Source organism: Alteromonas profundi (assembly GCF_010500865.1).
In the GTDB taxonomy this organism is placed as follows: domain Bacteria; phylum Pseudomonadota; class Gammaproteobacteria; order Enterobacterales; family Alteromonadaceae; genus Alteromonas; species Alteromonas profundi.
In genome coordinates, this window is sequence record NZ_JAAAWN010000009.1 from 53129 (window position 1) to 67186 (window position 14058).

The 14058-nt window shown below is 44.5% G+C and carries 17 protein-coding genes; 7 read left to right on the forward strand and 10 right to left on the reverse strand.

Annotated features, from left to right (window positions below):
- The first annotated feature begins 62 nt into the window (after nucleotides 1-62).
- From tpx to GTH32_RS08575, 7 genes are all read left to right on the forward strand, one after another.
- A complete protein-coding gene (tpx, locus tag GTH32_RS08545; protein ID WP_163084814.1) occupies nucleotides 63-557 on the forward strand; it encodes a thiol peroxidase in 495 nt (164 codons plus the stop codon).
- A gap of 52 nt (nucleotides 558-609) precedes the next feature.
- The gene (locus GTH32_RS08550) at nucleotides 610-1437 is read left to right on the forward strand and encodes a sulfurtransferase (RefSeq protein WP_163084815.1); all 828 of its coding nucleotides are present in this window, start codon (nucleotides 610-612) and stop codon (nucleotides 1435-1437) included.
- A gap of 27 nt (nucleotides 1438-1464) precedes the next feature.
- Nucleotides 1465-2193 (forward strand): Sir2 family NAD+-dependent deacetylase, encoded by a 729-nt coding sequence (cobB, locus tag GTH32_RS08555; RefSeq protein ID WP_163084816.1) that lies wholly within the window; start codon nucleotides 1465-1467, stop codon nucleotides 2191-2193.
- A complete protein-coding gene (locus tag GTH32_RS08560; RefSeq protein ID WP_163084817.1) occupies nucleotides 2193-2822 on the forward strand; it encodes a LysE family translocator in 630 nt (209 codons plus the stop codon). Before cobB ends, GTH32_RS08560 begins: the two co-directional genes overlap by 1 nt.
- Nucleotides 2823-2967: 145 nt before the next feature.
- Nucleotides 2968-3726, forward strand: coding sequence for a YciC family protein (locus tag GTH32_RS08565; RefSeq protein ID WP_343033410.1), 759 nt, complete (start codon nucleotides 2968-2970; stop codon nucleotides 3724-3726).
- Entirely contained in the window at nucleotides 3719-4510 is a 792-nt protein-coding gene (locus tag GTH32_RS08570) for a glucosaminidase domain-containing protein (RefSeq protein ID WP_163084910.1), read from the forward strand. The genes GTH32_RS08565 and GTH32_RS08570 overlap by 8 nt, the downstream gene beginning before the upstream one ends.
- On the forward strand, nucleotides 4507-5142 hold the full coding sequence (locus GTH32_RS08575; protein ID WP_163084818.1) for a DUF2987 domain-containing protein: 636 nt from the start codon (nucleotides 4507-4509) through the stop codon (nucleotides 5140-5142). The genes GTH32_RS08570 and GTH32_RS08575 overlap by 4 nt, the downstream gene beginning before the upstream one ends.
- Here GTH32_RS08575 and GTH32_RS08580 read toward each other — a convergent pair.
- The 10 genes from GTH32_RS08580 to GTH32_RS08625 form a co-directional block, all read right to left on the reverse strand.
- On the reverse strand, nucleotides 5134-6168 hold the full coding sequence (locus GTH32_RS08580) for a patatin-like phospholipase family protein (protein ID WP_163084819.1): 1035 nt from the start codon (nucleotides 6166-6168) through the stop codon (nucleotides 5134-5136). The genes GTH32_RS08575 and GTH32_RS08580 overlap by 9 nt on opposite strands.
- Nucleotides 6169-7110 (reverse strand): tRNA 2-thiocytidine(32) synthetase TtcA, encoded by a 942-nt coding sequence (ttcA, locus tag GTH32_RS08585; RefSeq protein WP_163084820.1) that lies wholly within the window; start codon nucleotides 7108-7110, stop codon nucleotides 6169-6171.
- Between the two features lie 158 nt (nucleotides 7111-7268).
- Nucleotides 7269-8195, reverse strand: a complete 927-nt coding sequence (uspE, locus tag GTH32_RS08590) for a universal stress protein UspE (RefSeq protein ID WP_163084821.1) — start codon at nucleotides 8193-8195, stop codon at nucleotides 7269-7271.
- A gap of 103 nt (nucleotides 8196-8298) precedes the next feature.
- The gene (gene fnr / locus GTH32_RS08595) at nucleotides 8299-9039 is read right to left on the reverse strand and encodes a fumarate/nitrate reduction transcriptional regulator Fnr (protein ID WP_163084822.1); all 741 of its coding nucleotides are present in this window, start codon (nucleotides 9037-9039) and stop codon (nucleotides 8299-8301) included.
- Between the two features lie 48 nt (nucleotides 9040-9087).
- Nucleotides 9088-9744 carry a sulfite exporter TauE/SafE family protein gene (locus tag GTH32_RS08600; RefSeq protein WP_163084823.1) on the reverse strand — a complete coding sequence of 219 codons (657 nt, stop codon included), beginning with the start codon at nucleotides 9742-9744 and terminating at the stop codon, nucleotides 9088-9090.
- Nucleotides 9731-9946, reverse strand: a complete 216-nt coding sequence (gene ccoS / locus GTH32_RS08605) for a cbb3-type cytochrome oxidase assembly protein CcoS (RefSeq protein WP_163084824.1) — start codon at nucleotides 9944-9946, stop codon at nucleotides 9731-9733. Before ccoS ends, GTH32_RS08600 begins: the two co-directional genes overlap by 14 nt.
- A 1-nt stretch (nucleotide 9947) precedes the next feature.
- Nucleotides 9948-12341: a heavy metal translocating P-type ATPase gene (locus GTH32_RS08610; RefSeq protein ID WP_163084825.1), complete on the reverse strand. Its 2394-nt coding sequence runs from the start codon at nucleotides 12339-12341 to the stop codon at nucleotides 9948-9950.
- A complete protein-coding gene (locus GTH32_RS08615; RefSeq protein WP_163084826.1) occupies nucleotides 12341-12820 on the reverse strand; it encodes a FixH family protein in 480 nt (159 codons plus the stop codon). The genes GTH32_RS08610 and GTH32_RS08615 overlap by 1 nt, the downstream gene beginning before the upstream one ends.
- Nucleotides 12821-12922: 102 nt before the next feature.
- Nucleotides 12923-13879 carry a cytochrome-c oxidase, cbb3-type subunit III gene (ccoP, locus tag GTH32_RS08620; RefSeq protein ID WP_163084827.1) on the reverse strand — a complete coding sequence of 319 codons (957 nt, stop codon included), beginning with the start codon at nucleotides 13877-13879 and terminating at the stop codon, nucleotides 12923-12925.
- A 16-nt stretch (nucleotides 13880-13895) separates the two neighbouring features.
- Complete coding sequence (locus GTH32_RS08625; RefSeq protein ID WP_163084828.1) at nucleotides 13896-14057, reverse strand: cbb3-type cytochrome oxidase subunit 3; 162 nt, start codon at nucleotides 14055-14057, stop codon at nucleotides 13896-13898.
- Nucleotide 14058 lies beyond the last annotated feature (1 nt).

The window sequence follows — 14058 nt, forward strand, 5'->3', positions numbered from 1 at the left end:
GGGCTTGCACCCTATAAGTATTAGCACTTACAGTGCATTTTCATTAAATTAAGGAGATAAGAATGTCATTAGTTACGTTTCAAGGTTCCCCAGTAGAAACAAAAGGCGCGCTACCCGCAGTAGGCCAAGCGGCGCCAGACTTCACATTAGTGAAAGCCGACCTAGGTGAAGTTACTTTAGCCGAGCTAAAAGGAAAGCGCGTAATTTTAAATATTTTCCCTTCAGTAGATACTGGAACCTGCGCTACATCAGTGCGTAAGTTTAATGAAAAAGCATCGAGCTTAGACAACACCCAAGTTATTTGTGTTTCAGCCGACCTTCCATTTGCAGCAGCGCGTTTCTGTGGTGCTGAAGGCATTGAAAATGTGGTTACAGGTTCTACATTCCGCTCTAGTTTTGGTGATGACTACGGCGTTACATTTGTATCTGCGCCACTTGCAGGTTTAATGTCTCGTAGCGTTGTTGTTATTGATACAGACGGCAAGGTAATTCACACAGAACAGGTTGCTGAGACCACTGAAGAGCCAGACTATGAAGCTGCAATTGCAGTATTATAATTGCTAGTGTTTAGCCCACGGCAACCCCGTGGGCGTTTTAGGTTTTTAGACGATGACATCCACACTTATATCTGCACAAGAACTCGCCGCTGAATTAAAGCATAAACCTTTGGTGCTTATTCGCGCTTTAATGGACGACCCCGTTACACAAACCCCTGACGCTCGTACTGCACTCGTGTTACCCAATACAGTAGACGTAGATTTAGATGGCGAGGGCAGCGACCATACTACAGGTTTTCCCCATAGCATGCCCGAAGCCGCTGATTTAGCGTTATATCTTAGTAAGCTTGGCATTACAGAAAATAGTGATGTGGTGGTTTATGACACCCGAGGTATTTTCTGCTCCCCGCGTGTTTGGTGGATGTTAAAGGCGCTTGGTCACAAGAGCGTACGTATATTAAACGGCGGTCAGCCAGCATGGGAAGCCGCGGCGTTACCCAAAGGTGAGAAGCACCCTGTATCTAATTTCCCTTACGAAGGTAGCCCCCAAGCGAATTGGTTTGTAAATAGCTCAGCGGTACTACAGGCTATTGATAGTGATACCCAGCTCGTTGATGCACGTAGCGCCGAGCGTTTCTCTGGCCGCGCAAAAGAACCTCGTGCGGGCGTGAAAAGCGGACATATGCCAGGCGCGTTTAATGTTCCTTATGCTGCGCTGCTCGACAAGGGTTTTTATAAGCCTGTTAGCCAACTAAAGGCAGTATTTGACAACGCAGGCATAGATCTTCAAACACCCATTATATGTACCTGTGGCTCTGGGGTAACTGCCTGTATTGTGGCCTTAGCCGCACGTATGTGTGGCGCAGCGTCTGTTTCTGTGTATGACGGTTCTTGGTCGCAGTGGGGCGCATCTTTAGACTTTCCTATCGTTAGTGCGTAGAGAAGGTAACGTTTCGGATAACAGAATATGAACAACTTACCCCGTGTAGTGGTGCTTACTGGCGCAGGTATTTCAGCGGAATCGGGTTTAAAAACCTTTCGTGACAGCAACGGTTTGTGGGAAAATCATCGGGTAGAAGATGTGGCTACCCCCGACGCTTTTGCGCGCAATCCATCGCTCGTATACCGCTTTTACAATGCGCGTCGCGCACAGTTACAAGGGCAGAATGTAAAGCCCAATCACGCCCACCATGCGTTATCCTCGTTGGCGTCAAAGTTAGGTAACAAGCTAACACTGGTTACTCAAAATGTTGATAATTTGCATGAACAGGCTGGTAGCCCCAGTGTAGTTCATATGCACGGCGAACTTTTGTCCGCCCGGTGTAGTGAGAGTGAAAAGCGTTTTTATTGGGAAGACGGTTTTGATGACACTACCCCTTGTCCTTGCTGTTTGAAGCCAGTACTTCGGCCCGATATAGTCTGGTTTGGAGAAGTCCCTATGTATATGGAAGAAATCTATACAGCCCTTAGCCAAGCTGACATTTTTATAGCAATTGGAACGTCTGGCCAAGTATATCCCGCAGCCGGATTTGTTCAAATTGCAAAACAAGCTGGCGCGTATTGCGTGGAGGCAAACCTTGAACCCGGTGCAAGCAATGCGCTTTTCGATGCGTCGTTTACCGGCATGGCATCTCAAACCGTTCCAGATATTACCCACAAAATTATTAATAACTCACTGATAGCAGAGTCTCGCTAATGGAATACTTAAACGAATTTATCACGATAGCGTTGGTTCATTTAGTTGCTGTTGCAAGCCCTGGTCCAGACTTTGCCATAGTGGTAAGGCATAGCGTGGCGTATGGGCGAAGAATTGCAATGTATACCAGTATAGGTATTGGGCTTGCTATTTTACTTCATGTCGCTTATTCATTGGTGGGATTGAGTGTCATTATTGCGTCTACGCCTTGGCTATTTACCACTATAAGTTACCTCGCTGCTGCATATTTACTGTACTTAGCCGTTGGGGCGCTGCGTAGCGGGCCGTCTGAAAATGGTGATCCACGTACTCAGGTGAATAAAAAACTTCCTCCCATAACAGTAAAAAAAGCGTTTTGGACAGGCTTTCTCACCAATGGTTTAAACCCCAAAGCAACGCTTTTTTTCTTATCGCTATTTACTGCCATCATTGATGTAAATACTCCTATGATGGTTAAAGCGGGGTATGGGGTATACCTTGCAGTGGCAACTGGACTATGGTTTTGCTTTTTATCTTACTTACTCAGTACCAGCAAAGTTGCCCAACTTATTGGCGAAAAAGGTTATTGGTTAGATAGAACCATGGGGGTCTTGCTTGTGGGCTTGGCCACAAAACTCGTTATTGGATAAAAAACGTCTACAATTGGGGTTGGAGCATGAACTATTGTACGTGGTTGCTGATCATATAATCGGCTTACGCGTTTGTAAGTTGGGCTAAGCCTTATCATTGTTGTACAATGCGCCGGTTAGTCAACGCGACGTATAAGAGGAATTTGTGGCAAATAACAACATGCCTGAACATCAAGATAGTCAGCAAGAGTCTCGTCTAGAGCGAAGCCTTAAAGGCGGTTATCAGTTTGATGCAAAAGCGCTTTTCATGAAAGCAAATCAACTTACCAAAGCCAACTTTGCGAGTTTATTCCAAGCTTGTCTAATGATACTGCTGGTCTTCGTGGTAATGGGTGCTATAACCCAACAGTACATTACCGTTAATGAAGACAATACCTTCACTATTGAACACCAGTCTATTATTGAAATTGTTGTGGTATTTATTGTTGCGCCATTAATCTCTGGTTTGTATATGATGGGCGCGCTTCACGCTCGTGGGATAAAAACAACCGTATTTAGCGTATTTAAGTACATCCCGCTTATTTTTGTATTGGCGCTTACGCAATTAGTGAACAGCATTATTGTTCAGCTTGGATTAGTGTTACTTATTGTGCCTGGCGTATATTTGTGGATGGCAACCTCGTTTTCACTGCTTCTGGTGGTAGACAAGTCTCTTACACCGCTGAGTGCTATCATTTTGTCATGTAAGGTATTTAATGCGTATTGGTACCAGCTAACTGGGCTATTTTTAGTGATGGCGGTGCTTTTTGTCACTGTACCTTTCACGCTAGGGCTCTCTCTAATTTGGATAATGCCTTTGTATTTCAGTTTAGTTGGTCTGTTATACGAAGAGCTTATAGGGGGAGGCGAGGTACGCACGGAAGCAAAGACACTCAATAAAAATGAATCAAGCTTCGATGCATAAACGCGAAACCTTAAAAATTGTCTTAATCACCTTAATGGTGTTATCGGTCATTGTGATAAATGCGCTTATATTTACTAAGCGCGAGCCCTCCTTGCTCGATATTCCAGAAACCGAAGAGGCGAAAAAGCCAGTTCCAGATTTCACTGCTTACACCGATGTAAAAGAAAAAAAAGCGGCATTTTTTAACTATCTTCGCCCCGAAGTTGAAAAACAAAATACCTACATTCTAACCCTAAGACATTACATTCAATCGCTTTATCGCAAGGCTATTACAGATGAAGCTTTATCTGATGAAGATATTGCTCGGCTTGATTGGCTAGAAGAAGAGTACAGAGTTAAATCGGCCCAGCCGCTTAACCTGCGCCTATTAGATTTACTCGAAAAGGTGGATATATTGCCCGTAGAGTTGGTATTGGTACAGGCGGCCAATGAGTCGGCTTGGGGAACAAGCCGTTTCGCAAGGCAGGGCTATAACTTCTTTGGTTTATGGTGTTTTAGTAAGGGATGTGGCTTTGTTCCTAACCGACGAAACGATGGCGCTAGCCATGAAGTGGCGAAGTTTGAGAGTTTATCCCGCGCAACTTACACCTATATGCGCAATTTAAATAGGCATGATGCCTACGAAGATTTACGTGAAATACGAAGCCGACTACGCGCCAATCAAATACCTATCTCAGGTGTTGCCTTAGCTGAAGGCTTAATGAATTATTCAGAACGCGGGGCGGCATATGTAGATGAGCTACAACAAATGATCCGGTTTAACGAGGAGTTTTTAACCGAATGAAATTATTACTTTCTTTAGCTATAGCGGCAATACTAGCGCCTATGGTGAAGGCAGAAACCATTGATGTGGAATACAGTCGATTTTATAGCCACGTTAAAAAGCTTGATAACGAGGATACTCAGGCACTGCAATTTGCTTTTGGTTTTTTACGGGTAGGTGAAGGACGTCTGTGCGAAATTAATCAGGCGGATATTGTAACTGATAAAAAAACCATGGCCTTACCAGTGAGTGAAGAAAACCGCTTTACTGTGCCCACAGAAAAGGCACTAAAGCTCGCTAACGCGGTTATCCGTATTGATTTAGCTGAGGCTGCTAATCACTGCGATATGTCGGTTCAACTGGAAACCCGCCCAGATTATCTCAAAACAGAATATAGCCACGACGAGTTAGCGTTTTTATACCAGCAATATGAGGCATTCTTCAATGAGATGGGGAGCTTTTTATCTTTTATGATGCCCTCTGTAAATGGTCTTATGCTGCAATTTAGCGATAAAAACCTCGACTATATTACCCCGCAAGGCGTAAGTATAAATAATGGGGTATTGCAGCTGAATAAAGAGTGGCTTGAACAAGAGAAAGGGGTTAGCTTGCCCCAGCCGCCCCTTCGTATCACCGCTATAGCATCAAGTTAATAGCTGAAAGCGTATTTGTTCCGCCAAGCGGTTGATGGTTTCCTCACCCTTGGCGCACAATTCTTCAGCGCGGTGAAACTCCATAATGCCCACATCAGTAAGTTGAGGTTCGATAAGTATGTCGGGCGGATCGCCAGCTAATCGAGATCGTGTTACCCGGGCTTGCATAATTTCAAGGGAACTGCTCATAACACTCATAATACCTGGCGGGTTTCGTTTTTTAATAGGCGGTATCACCGGTTTAAGCGCTTTTTCCTGTGCCTCTTCAAGTGCTACTTCTAACTGCGCTTGTTCCTCAGTTACTTTTGCGTTTGCAACTACTTTGCCTTCTTCAGCTTGAGCTTGAGCTTGCTCAATGTCTTCTTGTTTGCTGTCAGATGAAAACCACTGACGTAAGACATTTTGGCTTTTTGTGAAAAAGTCTTCTGTTTTGCGTTGATTGTCTTCGTGATCTTGGCGAAGTTTTTCTAAACGAAGGGGTCTGAAATCTGCATTTAAATTTACCGCGATAACAAAATCGGCGCCTAATTGCCTGCAAAGGTTAACCGGCACGGGGTTTACCACGGCACCGTCAACTAACCAGCGATCTTGATGCTGAACAGGTGCAAACAAAGCGGGTATAGCACACGATGCCTGAATAGAGTCGCCCACGGCCCCTGCGCTAAACACCACTTCACGACCGGTATATAAATCGGTAGCCACAGACGCAAATGGCTTTTCCATTTCTTCATAGGTCGCTGCGCAGAATTCTGATGCAAGTTTATCAAATACCTTTTGCCCGCTTGCTAAGCCGCCGCGGCGTAAACCCACACCCATAAGGGCCAATACTTGCCAATCGCTTAACGAACATGACCATTCTTTTAGGCCATCTAATTTTCCACTGGCATAGGCAGCACCAACGTAAGCACCGATAGAACAACCCGCCACTACGTCTATTTTTATCCCTAATTTTTCAAGCGCTTGTATTATACCTATATGGGTCCAACCGCGGGCAGCGCCTGCGCCTAATGCTATGCCAATTTTCATTTACTTAGGTTCCATAATATTCACAATGTGTACGTCGTTATTTACTGTAGCAGTGCTATTGTTAAAACTGGGTGGATCGAAACCAATATCACCGTCGTCCACCGGGCTATCCTGGGTTTTAATCCCCTTAAAATCATAGAGATCTTTATCTGCTAAGTGGGAGGGTGCGACATTTTGTAAAGCAGTAAACATAGACTCAATTCTGCCTGGAAATCGACGGTCCCAGTCTTGCAGCATTGCTTTTACGTTTTGACGTTGAAGGTTCTCTTGTGAACCACATAAATTACATGGAATGATGGGAAACTGGACCGCTTGGGAATACTTAACAATGTCTTTTTCATTGCAATAAGCTAAGGGCCGAATGACGATATGCTCGCCATTATCGCTTACCAGTTTAGGGGGCATTGATTTAAGCTTACCACCATGAAACATGTTAAGAAAAAACGTTTCTAGCATGTCATCTCTATGGTGACCTAGGGCTATTTTCGTGGCGCCGAGCTCTTTTGCTGTGCGGTATAAGATGCCGCGGCGTAATCGCGAACATAGCGAACAGGTAGTTTTACCTTCTGGGATCTTATCTTTTACAATAGAGTAGGTGTCTTCTTCTACAATTTTATACTCAACCCCAAGCTCGTCTAAATATTCTGGCAAGATATGCTCTGGAAAATCTGGCTGCTTTTGATCTAAGTTAACCGCCACGATGTCAAAATGAATAGGTGCGATCTTCTTTAAAAACATGAGAATATCGAGCATGGTGTAGCTATCCTTTCCCCCTGACAGGCACACCATAACTTTATCGTTATTTTCAATCATGCCGAAGTCAGCGATAGCTTTACCAACATTACGGCGAAGACGCTTTTGTAATTTATTAAAACTGTATTTTTGTTTTGTTTGCGACGGGGTCAGCGGTGCCACGTCTGCACTGTTCGTGCTTGCGCTCATAATATTTCTGGCTTAGTTACTGCGAAAGCCACTATTATACATTAATCTTACGGGGCGTAACCATGGTGCAAATACGGTTTTTCAACTCAGTTTTTACTACTGTGACAATATGCGGGCCTATAGAGCTTGCCAATGTTACCGCCAGGGGACAACCAACGCTATTTGTTAGCCAAGGGCGAAACAAACCCTTCAGGCTTAATTGCTAACACATCGCAATTTAACTCATCTATTACGTGCTCAGCGGTATTGCCGATAAGCGCCGCAGATAAACCTATTCGACCTACGGTGCCAATAACCACAAGTTCAGCGTCGATGTCTTTGGCAACCATTGGGATAACGTGTTCAGGTAACCCTTCTTTAACAAAACAGCGGTCGCGAGCAATATCAAACTTGCTTGCGTGGGCAGCCATTTCCTCGTTGTGATGGTGTTTTACTGCATTGTTATAGCTGTCTGGATCGAACTCAGGCACTTCAATAGCAATATTTAACGGGGTGGAGGGGTAGCTATTAACCAAATTTACATTACCGCTTAGCAATGCGGCGTAATCGTTTGCAATAACGGTAAGTTTATCATTAAGTTTAGCGTGGTCGGGGTCTTCGCTGCCCACGTTTACTGCAGCTATAATTTCCCCGCCTTCGGGCCAATCATGTTCTTTGACCAGCAGGATAGGGCTTGGACATTTTCGAAGCAAATGCCAATCGGTAGGTGTAAAAATAACCGAGGCAAGGTCATCGTGGCGCTTAGTGGCTTTTACTACTAAGTCGATATCGTTCTCTATAGCGTAGCGAATAATGGTTTCATAGGAGCGCTTATTCCATTGAACCACAATGTCGATATCGCTAAAACCCATCTCATTTAAACTGTCTGACAACCCGCTGGCATGTTCATAGGTTACCGCGTCCTTCATAGCATCGCGCTCTTCAGGACTAAGCATAGTCGTCATGTTATAGGAGAGATCGTAGACCACGGAAATAGCAGTGACTTTCGCCCCCGTCTTTGTTGCGATTTCCTTGGCTCTACTTAACGCAGGTTGGGTTTCCCTGTCTGCTTCAACAACCGCTAGAATATGGTGGTAGTTAATCATAATTCCGCTGACCTTTATTGCGTTTACCTTGTCACTTATTAAGTGTAATAGGTTTTTTTCAAAGCGATAGGAAATTACATGGGAAGTCGATCAGCAATTAGTATTAACTATTACATACCTTACCTATTATGGGCACATGAGATAATTTTTGACTAAGGGCGGTGAAATCAATAATGGTAATGAGTTTTCCATCTACCTTAATAATCTTTTCTTTTTGGAAACGGCTTAGCAAACGACTAATCGTTTCTATGGTTAGCCCTAGGTAATTGCCAATTTCGTTACGGGTCATAGTAAGGTGGAATTCTCGATGTGAGAAACCCCGCTCTTCAAATCTATTTGATAGGTGGGCAAGAAAATAAAGCAAGCGCTCCTCGGCAGAGCGTTTATTTAGCAACATGATCATATCGTGATCTTGTTTAATCTCTGCGCTCATAAAACTCATAATTTGATGTCGTAACTTAGGAAACTGAACAGACATCTCATCTAAGGTTTCATATGGCAATTCGCAAACCATCGCGGTTTCAAGGGCTTGAGTATAACTTTGATGCTTACTTTCCCTTAGTGCGTCGAAGCCGATGATATCCCCCGGAAAGTGAAAGCCGGTAATTTGTTCTTCGCCATCGGGGTTGGTAACAAAGGATTTGAACGAGCCAGTGCGTACTGCGAATAACGAATGAAAGGTGTCGCCGCTTTTCACTAATGTATCACCACGATGAAAGGGCTTCTTACGTTCGATAATATCGTCTAACGATTCGATTTCAGTTTTATTTAATGCCACGGGGAGGCACAAATGACTAAAACTGCAATTTTGACAATGAATTGAAAATTCGCTTGCTCTGCTCATAACGCGTTAATCTTGGTTACCATGTAATGAATGGTACTACGCTGAAAACTAAAATGCGCGAAAAATTAAAAATAATGAATATAGCGCCATAAGGCTTGCGCAAATTTGTCTTACTGTAGGATGACGAAAGCCTTGAATAATATATGCACTTCCCGCACTCGCGGCAAAAAGCGTAGGTAAAGTACCTAACCCAAACGCTAACATGATGCCAGCGCCTTCTAAAGCACTGCCGGAAGCGAGGGCCCATGTAAGGGTTGAATACACCAACCCACAGGGTAGCCAGCCCCAAATAAACCCGTAGGGCAAGGCGTGCCATGGCGATTTAAAAGGCAAAAAGCGTTTTGAAATAGGCTGAATTGCTTTGAATAAACCGCGGCCGAGCGATTCAATATGGGTTAACCCGGTCCACCACTGACCTAAGTAGCAGGCTAACAGTAGCAACATAAGGGCGCTTATAAGTGATAACGCCGGAGCGGCGATAGGCACAAAATGAGTAGCCATTTGACCAACGGCGCCGGTTAATGCACCGGCCAACGTATAGCTAATTACGCGCCCGCTATTATAAGCGAGGGTGTAAGGAAAGGCGGCATCATCTTTGGGGGTAACGGTTCTCAGTGCAGCAACTATCCCGCCACACATGCCGACGCAATGTACGCCACCCGCAATGCCAATAATAAAGGCAGAGAAAAAATTAATCTCCGTCATGATGTTCTTTTTGTTGTTGCACCCGTTTGCGCTCTTCAGCGAGGGCCTTCTCCTCTGGAGAAAGGTCATCATCAAACAATATGCTGTAGCCTTGGCGATCTAAATCTTCAAACTGATTCGACCTTACTGCCCAAAAAAAGATAACAACGGCCACGGCTACAATAATAATAGCGATGGGAATAAGCACATAGATAATACTCATATTATTTGCTCAACAATCGAGTGGAGTTGGTAACCACAATAATACTGCTTAGCGACATGCCAACAACGGCCATCCAAGGTTGCAGCAAGCCTGAAACGGCAAATGGAAGTATAAGAATGTTGTACCCTATTGCCCATGCGATATTTTGCCTTATTGTGCGCTTGGCCTGACGGGCCACCTGCATCAGTGTGGGAACCGACTGTAAGCTGTCGCCTAACAATATGACATCAGCAGCGGTTTTTGCAACATCAGTGGCATTTCCAACGGCTACCGCGACATCAGCACTGGCCAATACTGGCGCATCATTAATACCGTCTCCCATCATTAGCACATGCTTACCGTTTTGCTGAAGCTGCTGTACCTGATTATATTTCTGTTCAGGGGACAGTCCGCCTTTTGCATACTCAATAGGAAGTTGAGACACCAAGTTGTCAACGTTTTGTTGAGTATCACCGCTTAACACAATAAGCTGATGAGCTGTTAAGCTATTAAGGGTTTCTATGGCATCGTTGCGTAAACTGTCGCTAACCAAAAACGCCGCGATAAGGGTGTTTTCCGCGCTCGCGCTTTTTGCACATAGAAATACATTGGCGGCAAACGGAATCATCGATTGATCACTAACATTACAAAAAGAGGCTGAACCAAGGTAGAAACGGGTACCTTTAATATCGCCGTATATACCGCCGCCGGGTGTAACATTAAAGTGCTCGATAGTATGAGTAGGGTCGCCAGAAAAAGCACGACTAATAGGGTGCTCAGAGCGTGCTTCTAAGGTAATGGCAATAGCCATAGTAAGCTGTGGGTTAACCCCTTTCGCAAACCAGCGTTCTTTAAGTGAGAAAACGCCTTGGGTAAGGGTGCCGGTTTTATCAAGGGCAATGGTGTCTATGCCGGTAAGTTGCTCTAGTGCATCGGCACGCTTTAACAAAATACCTTGGCGATTCAGTTTGGCCATGGCGCAAGTAAGCGCCGAGGGCGTGGCTAAGCCAAGAGCGCAAGGGCAGGTTGCGACCAATACTGCTATGGTTATCCAAAACGCGTTGTCATTATTTTGCCACGACCAAAAGCCATAAGTAAGGCCGGAAATTAGGAGTACCGCCATAACGAAATAGCGTGAAAAGGTGTCAGCCAGTTGCGCGGCTTTGGGTTTCGCTGCCATTGCACTGGCCTGTAAACGCACAATTTGGTTAACTAGTGCGTGTTTAAGGCTTTGCGTTACCCGCACTGACAAGGAGCCGTCTTGCGCTACAGTGCCACCATAAACCCCATCGGTTTGCTGTTTTAATACAGGGTTAAACTCACCGGTAAGCATAGATTCATCAACCGTTGCACTGCCGTCAATAACAACCCCATCAACAGGTATGGTTTCACCGGCTTTTACAAGTACGGTGTCACCTTGCACTAGCTGTTTGGCTAAGCACTGCGTCAATCTTCCATGGGCATCAATTTTTGTGGCGGAAACCGGAATGTATTGCATCATGTTGGCAGAAATTTGTGCCGCTTTGTGTCTACTTCTATGTTCTAAGAACCGACTTAACAATAGCAGGAAAATGAACATGCAAATAGATTCGAAGAACACCTCACCTTCTTCGAGTAAGGTTGAGCGCAAACCTGCTATATAAGTACCAAAAACGGCAAGGGTTACCGGTACATCCATGTTCACGGTTCTTGCACTTAACGCTTTTATCGCGCCTAGATAAAAAGTACTTCCAGAATAAAGAACCACAGGGGTGGTTAGCGTTAAGGCTACCCAGTAAAAATATTGTCTCGTTTGCTGCTCAATAGCCCCAAACCAATCAAAATAAAGCCCGGCCATTAGCATCATAACTTGCATGGTCATAATACCGGCGAGCCCTAGCTTTTTAAGGAAGGACTTTTGCTCTCTTTTATAACTTGCTTCATGTTCATCGGGGTGAAAAGGCGATGCGGAATAACCAATACGTTTTAACACTGCTAAAATTTGGCTAAGTTTTATCGTATTAGATGACCAAGTAACTAATCCGCGACGCTCTTGTACATTTACTGCAACTTGTTTGATCCCCTCTACTTTGCTCAACTGCTTTTCAATTAACCAACCGCATGCAGCGCAGGTTATGCCTTCTAACGTCAGCTGTATTTGCTTGTCTTTACCTTCATTAAAAACAAATTCTTCTTGTAGGGCAGGTTCATCGTAAACGTTTAACGTATCAAGGGTTTCAAGAATACTGTCATCAGACTTTTGCGCAGGCTCGGTACGAAACTGGTAGTAGTCTTCCAGCCCATTTGCCACTATGGCCTCTGACACCGCTAAGCAACCGGGGCAGCATAGCTGGCGAACTTCACCTAAAATTTTGGTTTCATATTTATGATTGCGGTCGTTAGGCAACCCGCAATGATAACATTGAGCTTGGGACATTACGGATTGAACTTAATTGCGCCAGACTGAGGAAGCAGTACGATATTCTGTATTTTCCAACTCTCATCAATAGGAGTAAGAGAAACCCGCCATTTACCCGTTAATGGCGTGTCAACTGACCCCCGATATATGCCATTGGCATCCCGAGAAAGCAGCAAACTGGTATCGCGCTCTTCCAAGGTAACATGGTAAAAGTTAAGCTTAAGTGCACTGCCTTCTTGCGGAATGCCAGAATGAAACTTAACCGAAATGCTGCCATCATTGACGGTGAGGTCGGTGGTGATATTTAATTTACGTGCAACTAATTCTTTATCTAAGGTCGCGTTAATTGCTTTACCTTCTTTATAGTAATCGTCAACGACTAAGCTATCTTCGGTCGATATTGCTAACTTTAGCAATACGCCACCCATCACAAGGGTTATTACCGGTACGGCAATTAGAAACCACGGCCAAAACTGTTTATACCAAGGTGTATTCATTTGCTACTTCTATTTACCCAAAAGGCGTTTGTAATTGAACCTTATTTTCTCATAAAAAAAGCCCCGTGATAACGAGGCTTTTGAGTCTATTAATGATTAAATTTATTTATCATTAGAAAGGCTGTAAACGTAAGCTGCAACAACATGTATTTTGTCTTCACCCAAGGTATTTTTGAACGAAGGCATGACACCGTTACGACCATACGTTAACGTTTCGGTCACTGCTTTATGGCTGCCACCGTATAGCCAGATATTATCGGTAAGGTTTGGCGCACCAAGCGCTTGATTACCTTTACCATCAACACCGTGACATGCAGCACATACTGCAAAACGCGCTTTACCCGCATCGGCTAGTTGTGGGTCTACGTCACGGCCACTTAGGCTAAGTACATAGTTAACCACTTCTTCGATACCTTGTTCGCCTAACGTATCAATCCATGCTGGCATAGCAGCCTGACGACCTAGTGTTAAGGTTTCAACAATTTTGGCACCAGAGCCACCGTATAACCAATCGTTATCGGTTAGGTTAGGGAAGCCTCCGTTTTGACCACGTGCATCAGAACCGTGACACTGCGAACAGTTTTGAAGGAATAAACGTTGTCCCACTTTATTCGCTTCAGGATCTTGAGCTAGCTCTTCAACCGGCACTTTTGCATACGCAGCAAAAATAGGGTCGAATTTCTCAGCGGCAAAATCTAGTTCACGGTCATATTCAACGAGTTTACCTTGTTCTTTGGCGTCAATACGCGCCTGAACTGATTCCTCTAGTGATTGAATATTTTGGTTCGAACTTTTCCATCCCAAAATACCTTCGTACGCCCCAAGACCTGGATACAACGCAAGATAAATAAAGCCCCAAACGATGGTCATGTAGAACATAATTGTCCACCAGCGAGGGAGTTGATTATTCAACTCCTCAATGCCATCAAACTCATGGCCCATCGATTCACCTTCTGGCACGCCTGTCTGGTTGGATAAACACCAGCGCAGAAGGAAATAGCAACCAATGATTAACCCTAGGGTTATCACTGAAATCCAAATTGTCCAAAACATACTCATGAGTTCAAGACTCCTGCTAATCTTCTTTTGATTTTTCTTTTTCTTCGTCTGCAAACGGCAGGTTTGCGGCTTCATCGAACTTCTTTTTGTTGCGCCCGCTAAAGGCCCACCAAACGATGCCGATGAAGCAAACAAAGACGATGACAGTAAAAATGCTGCCTACGATTCCCTGATCCATA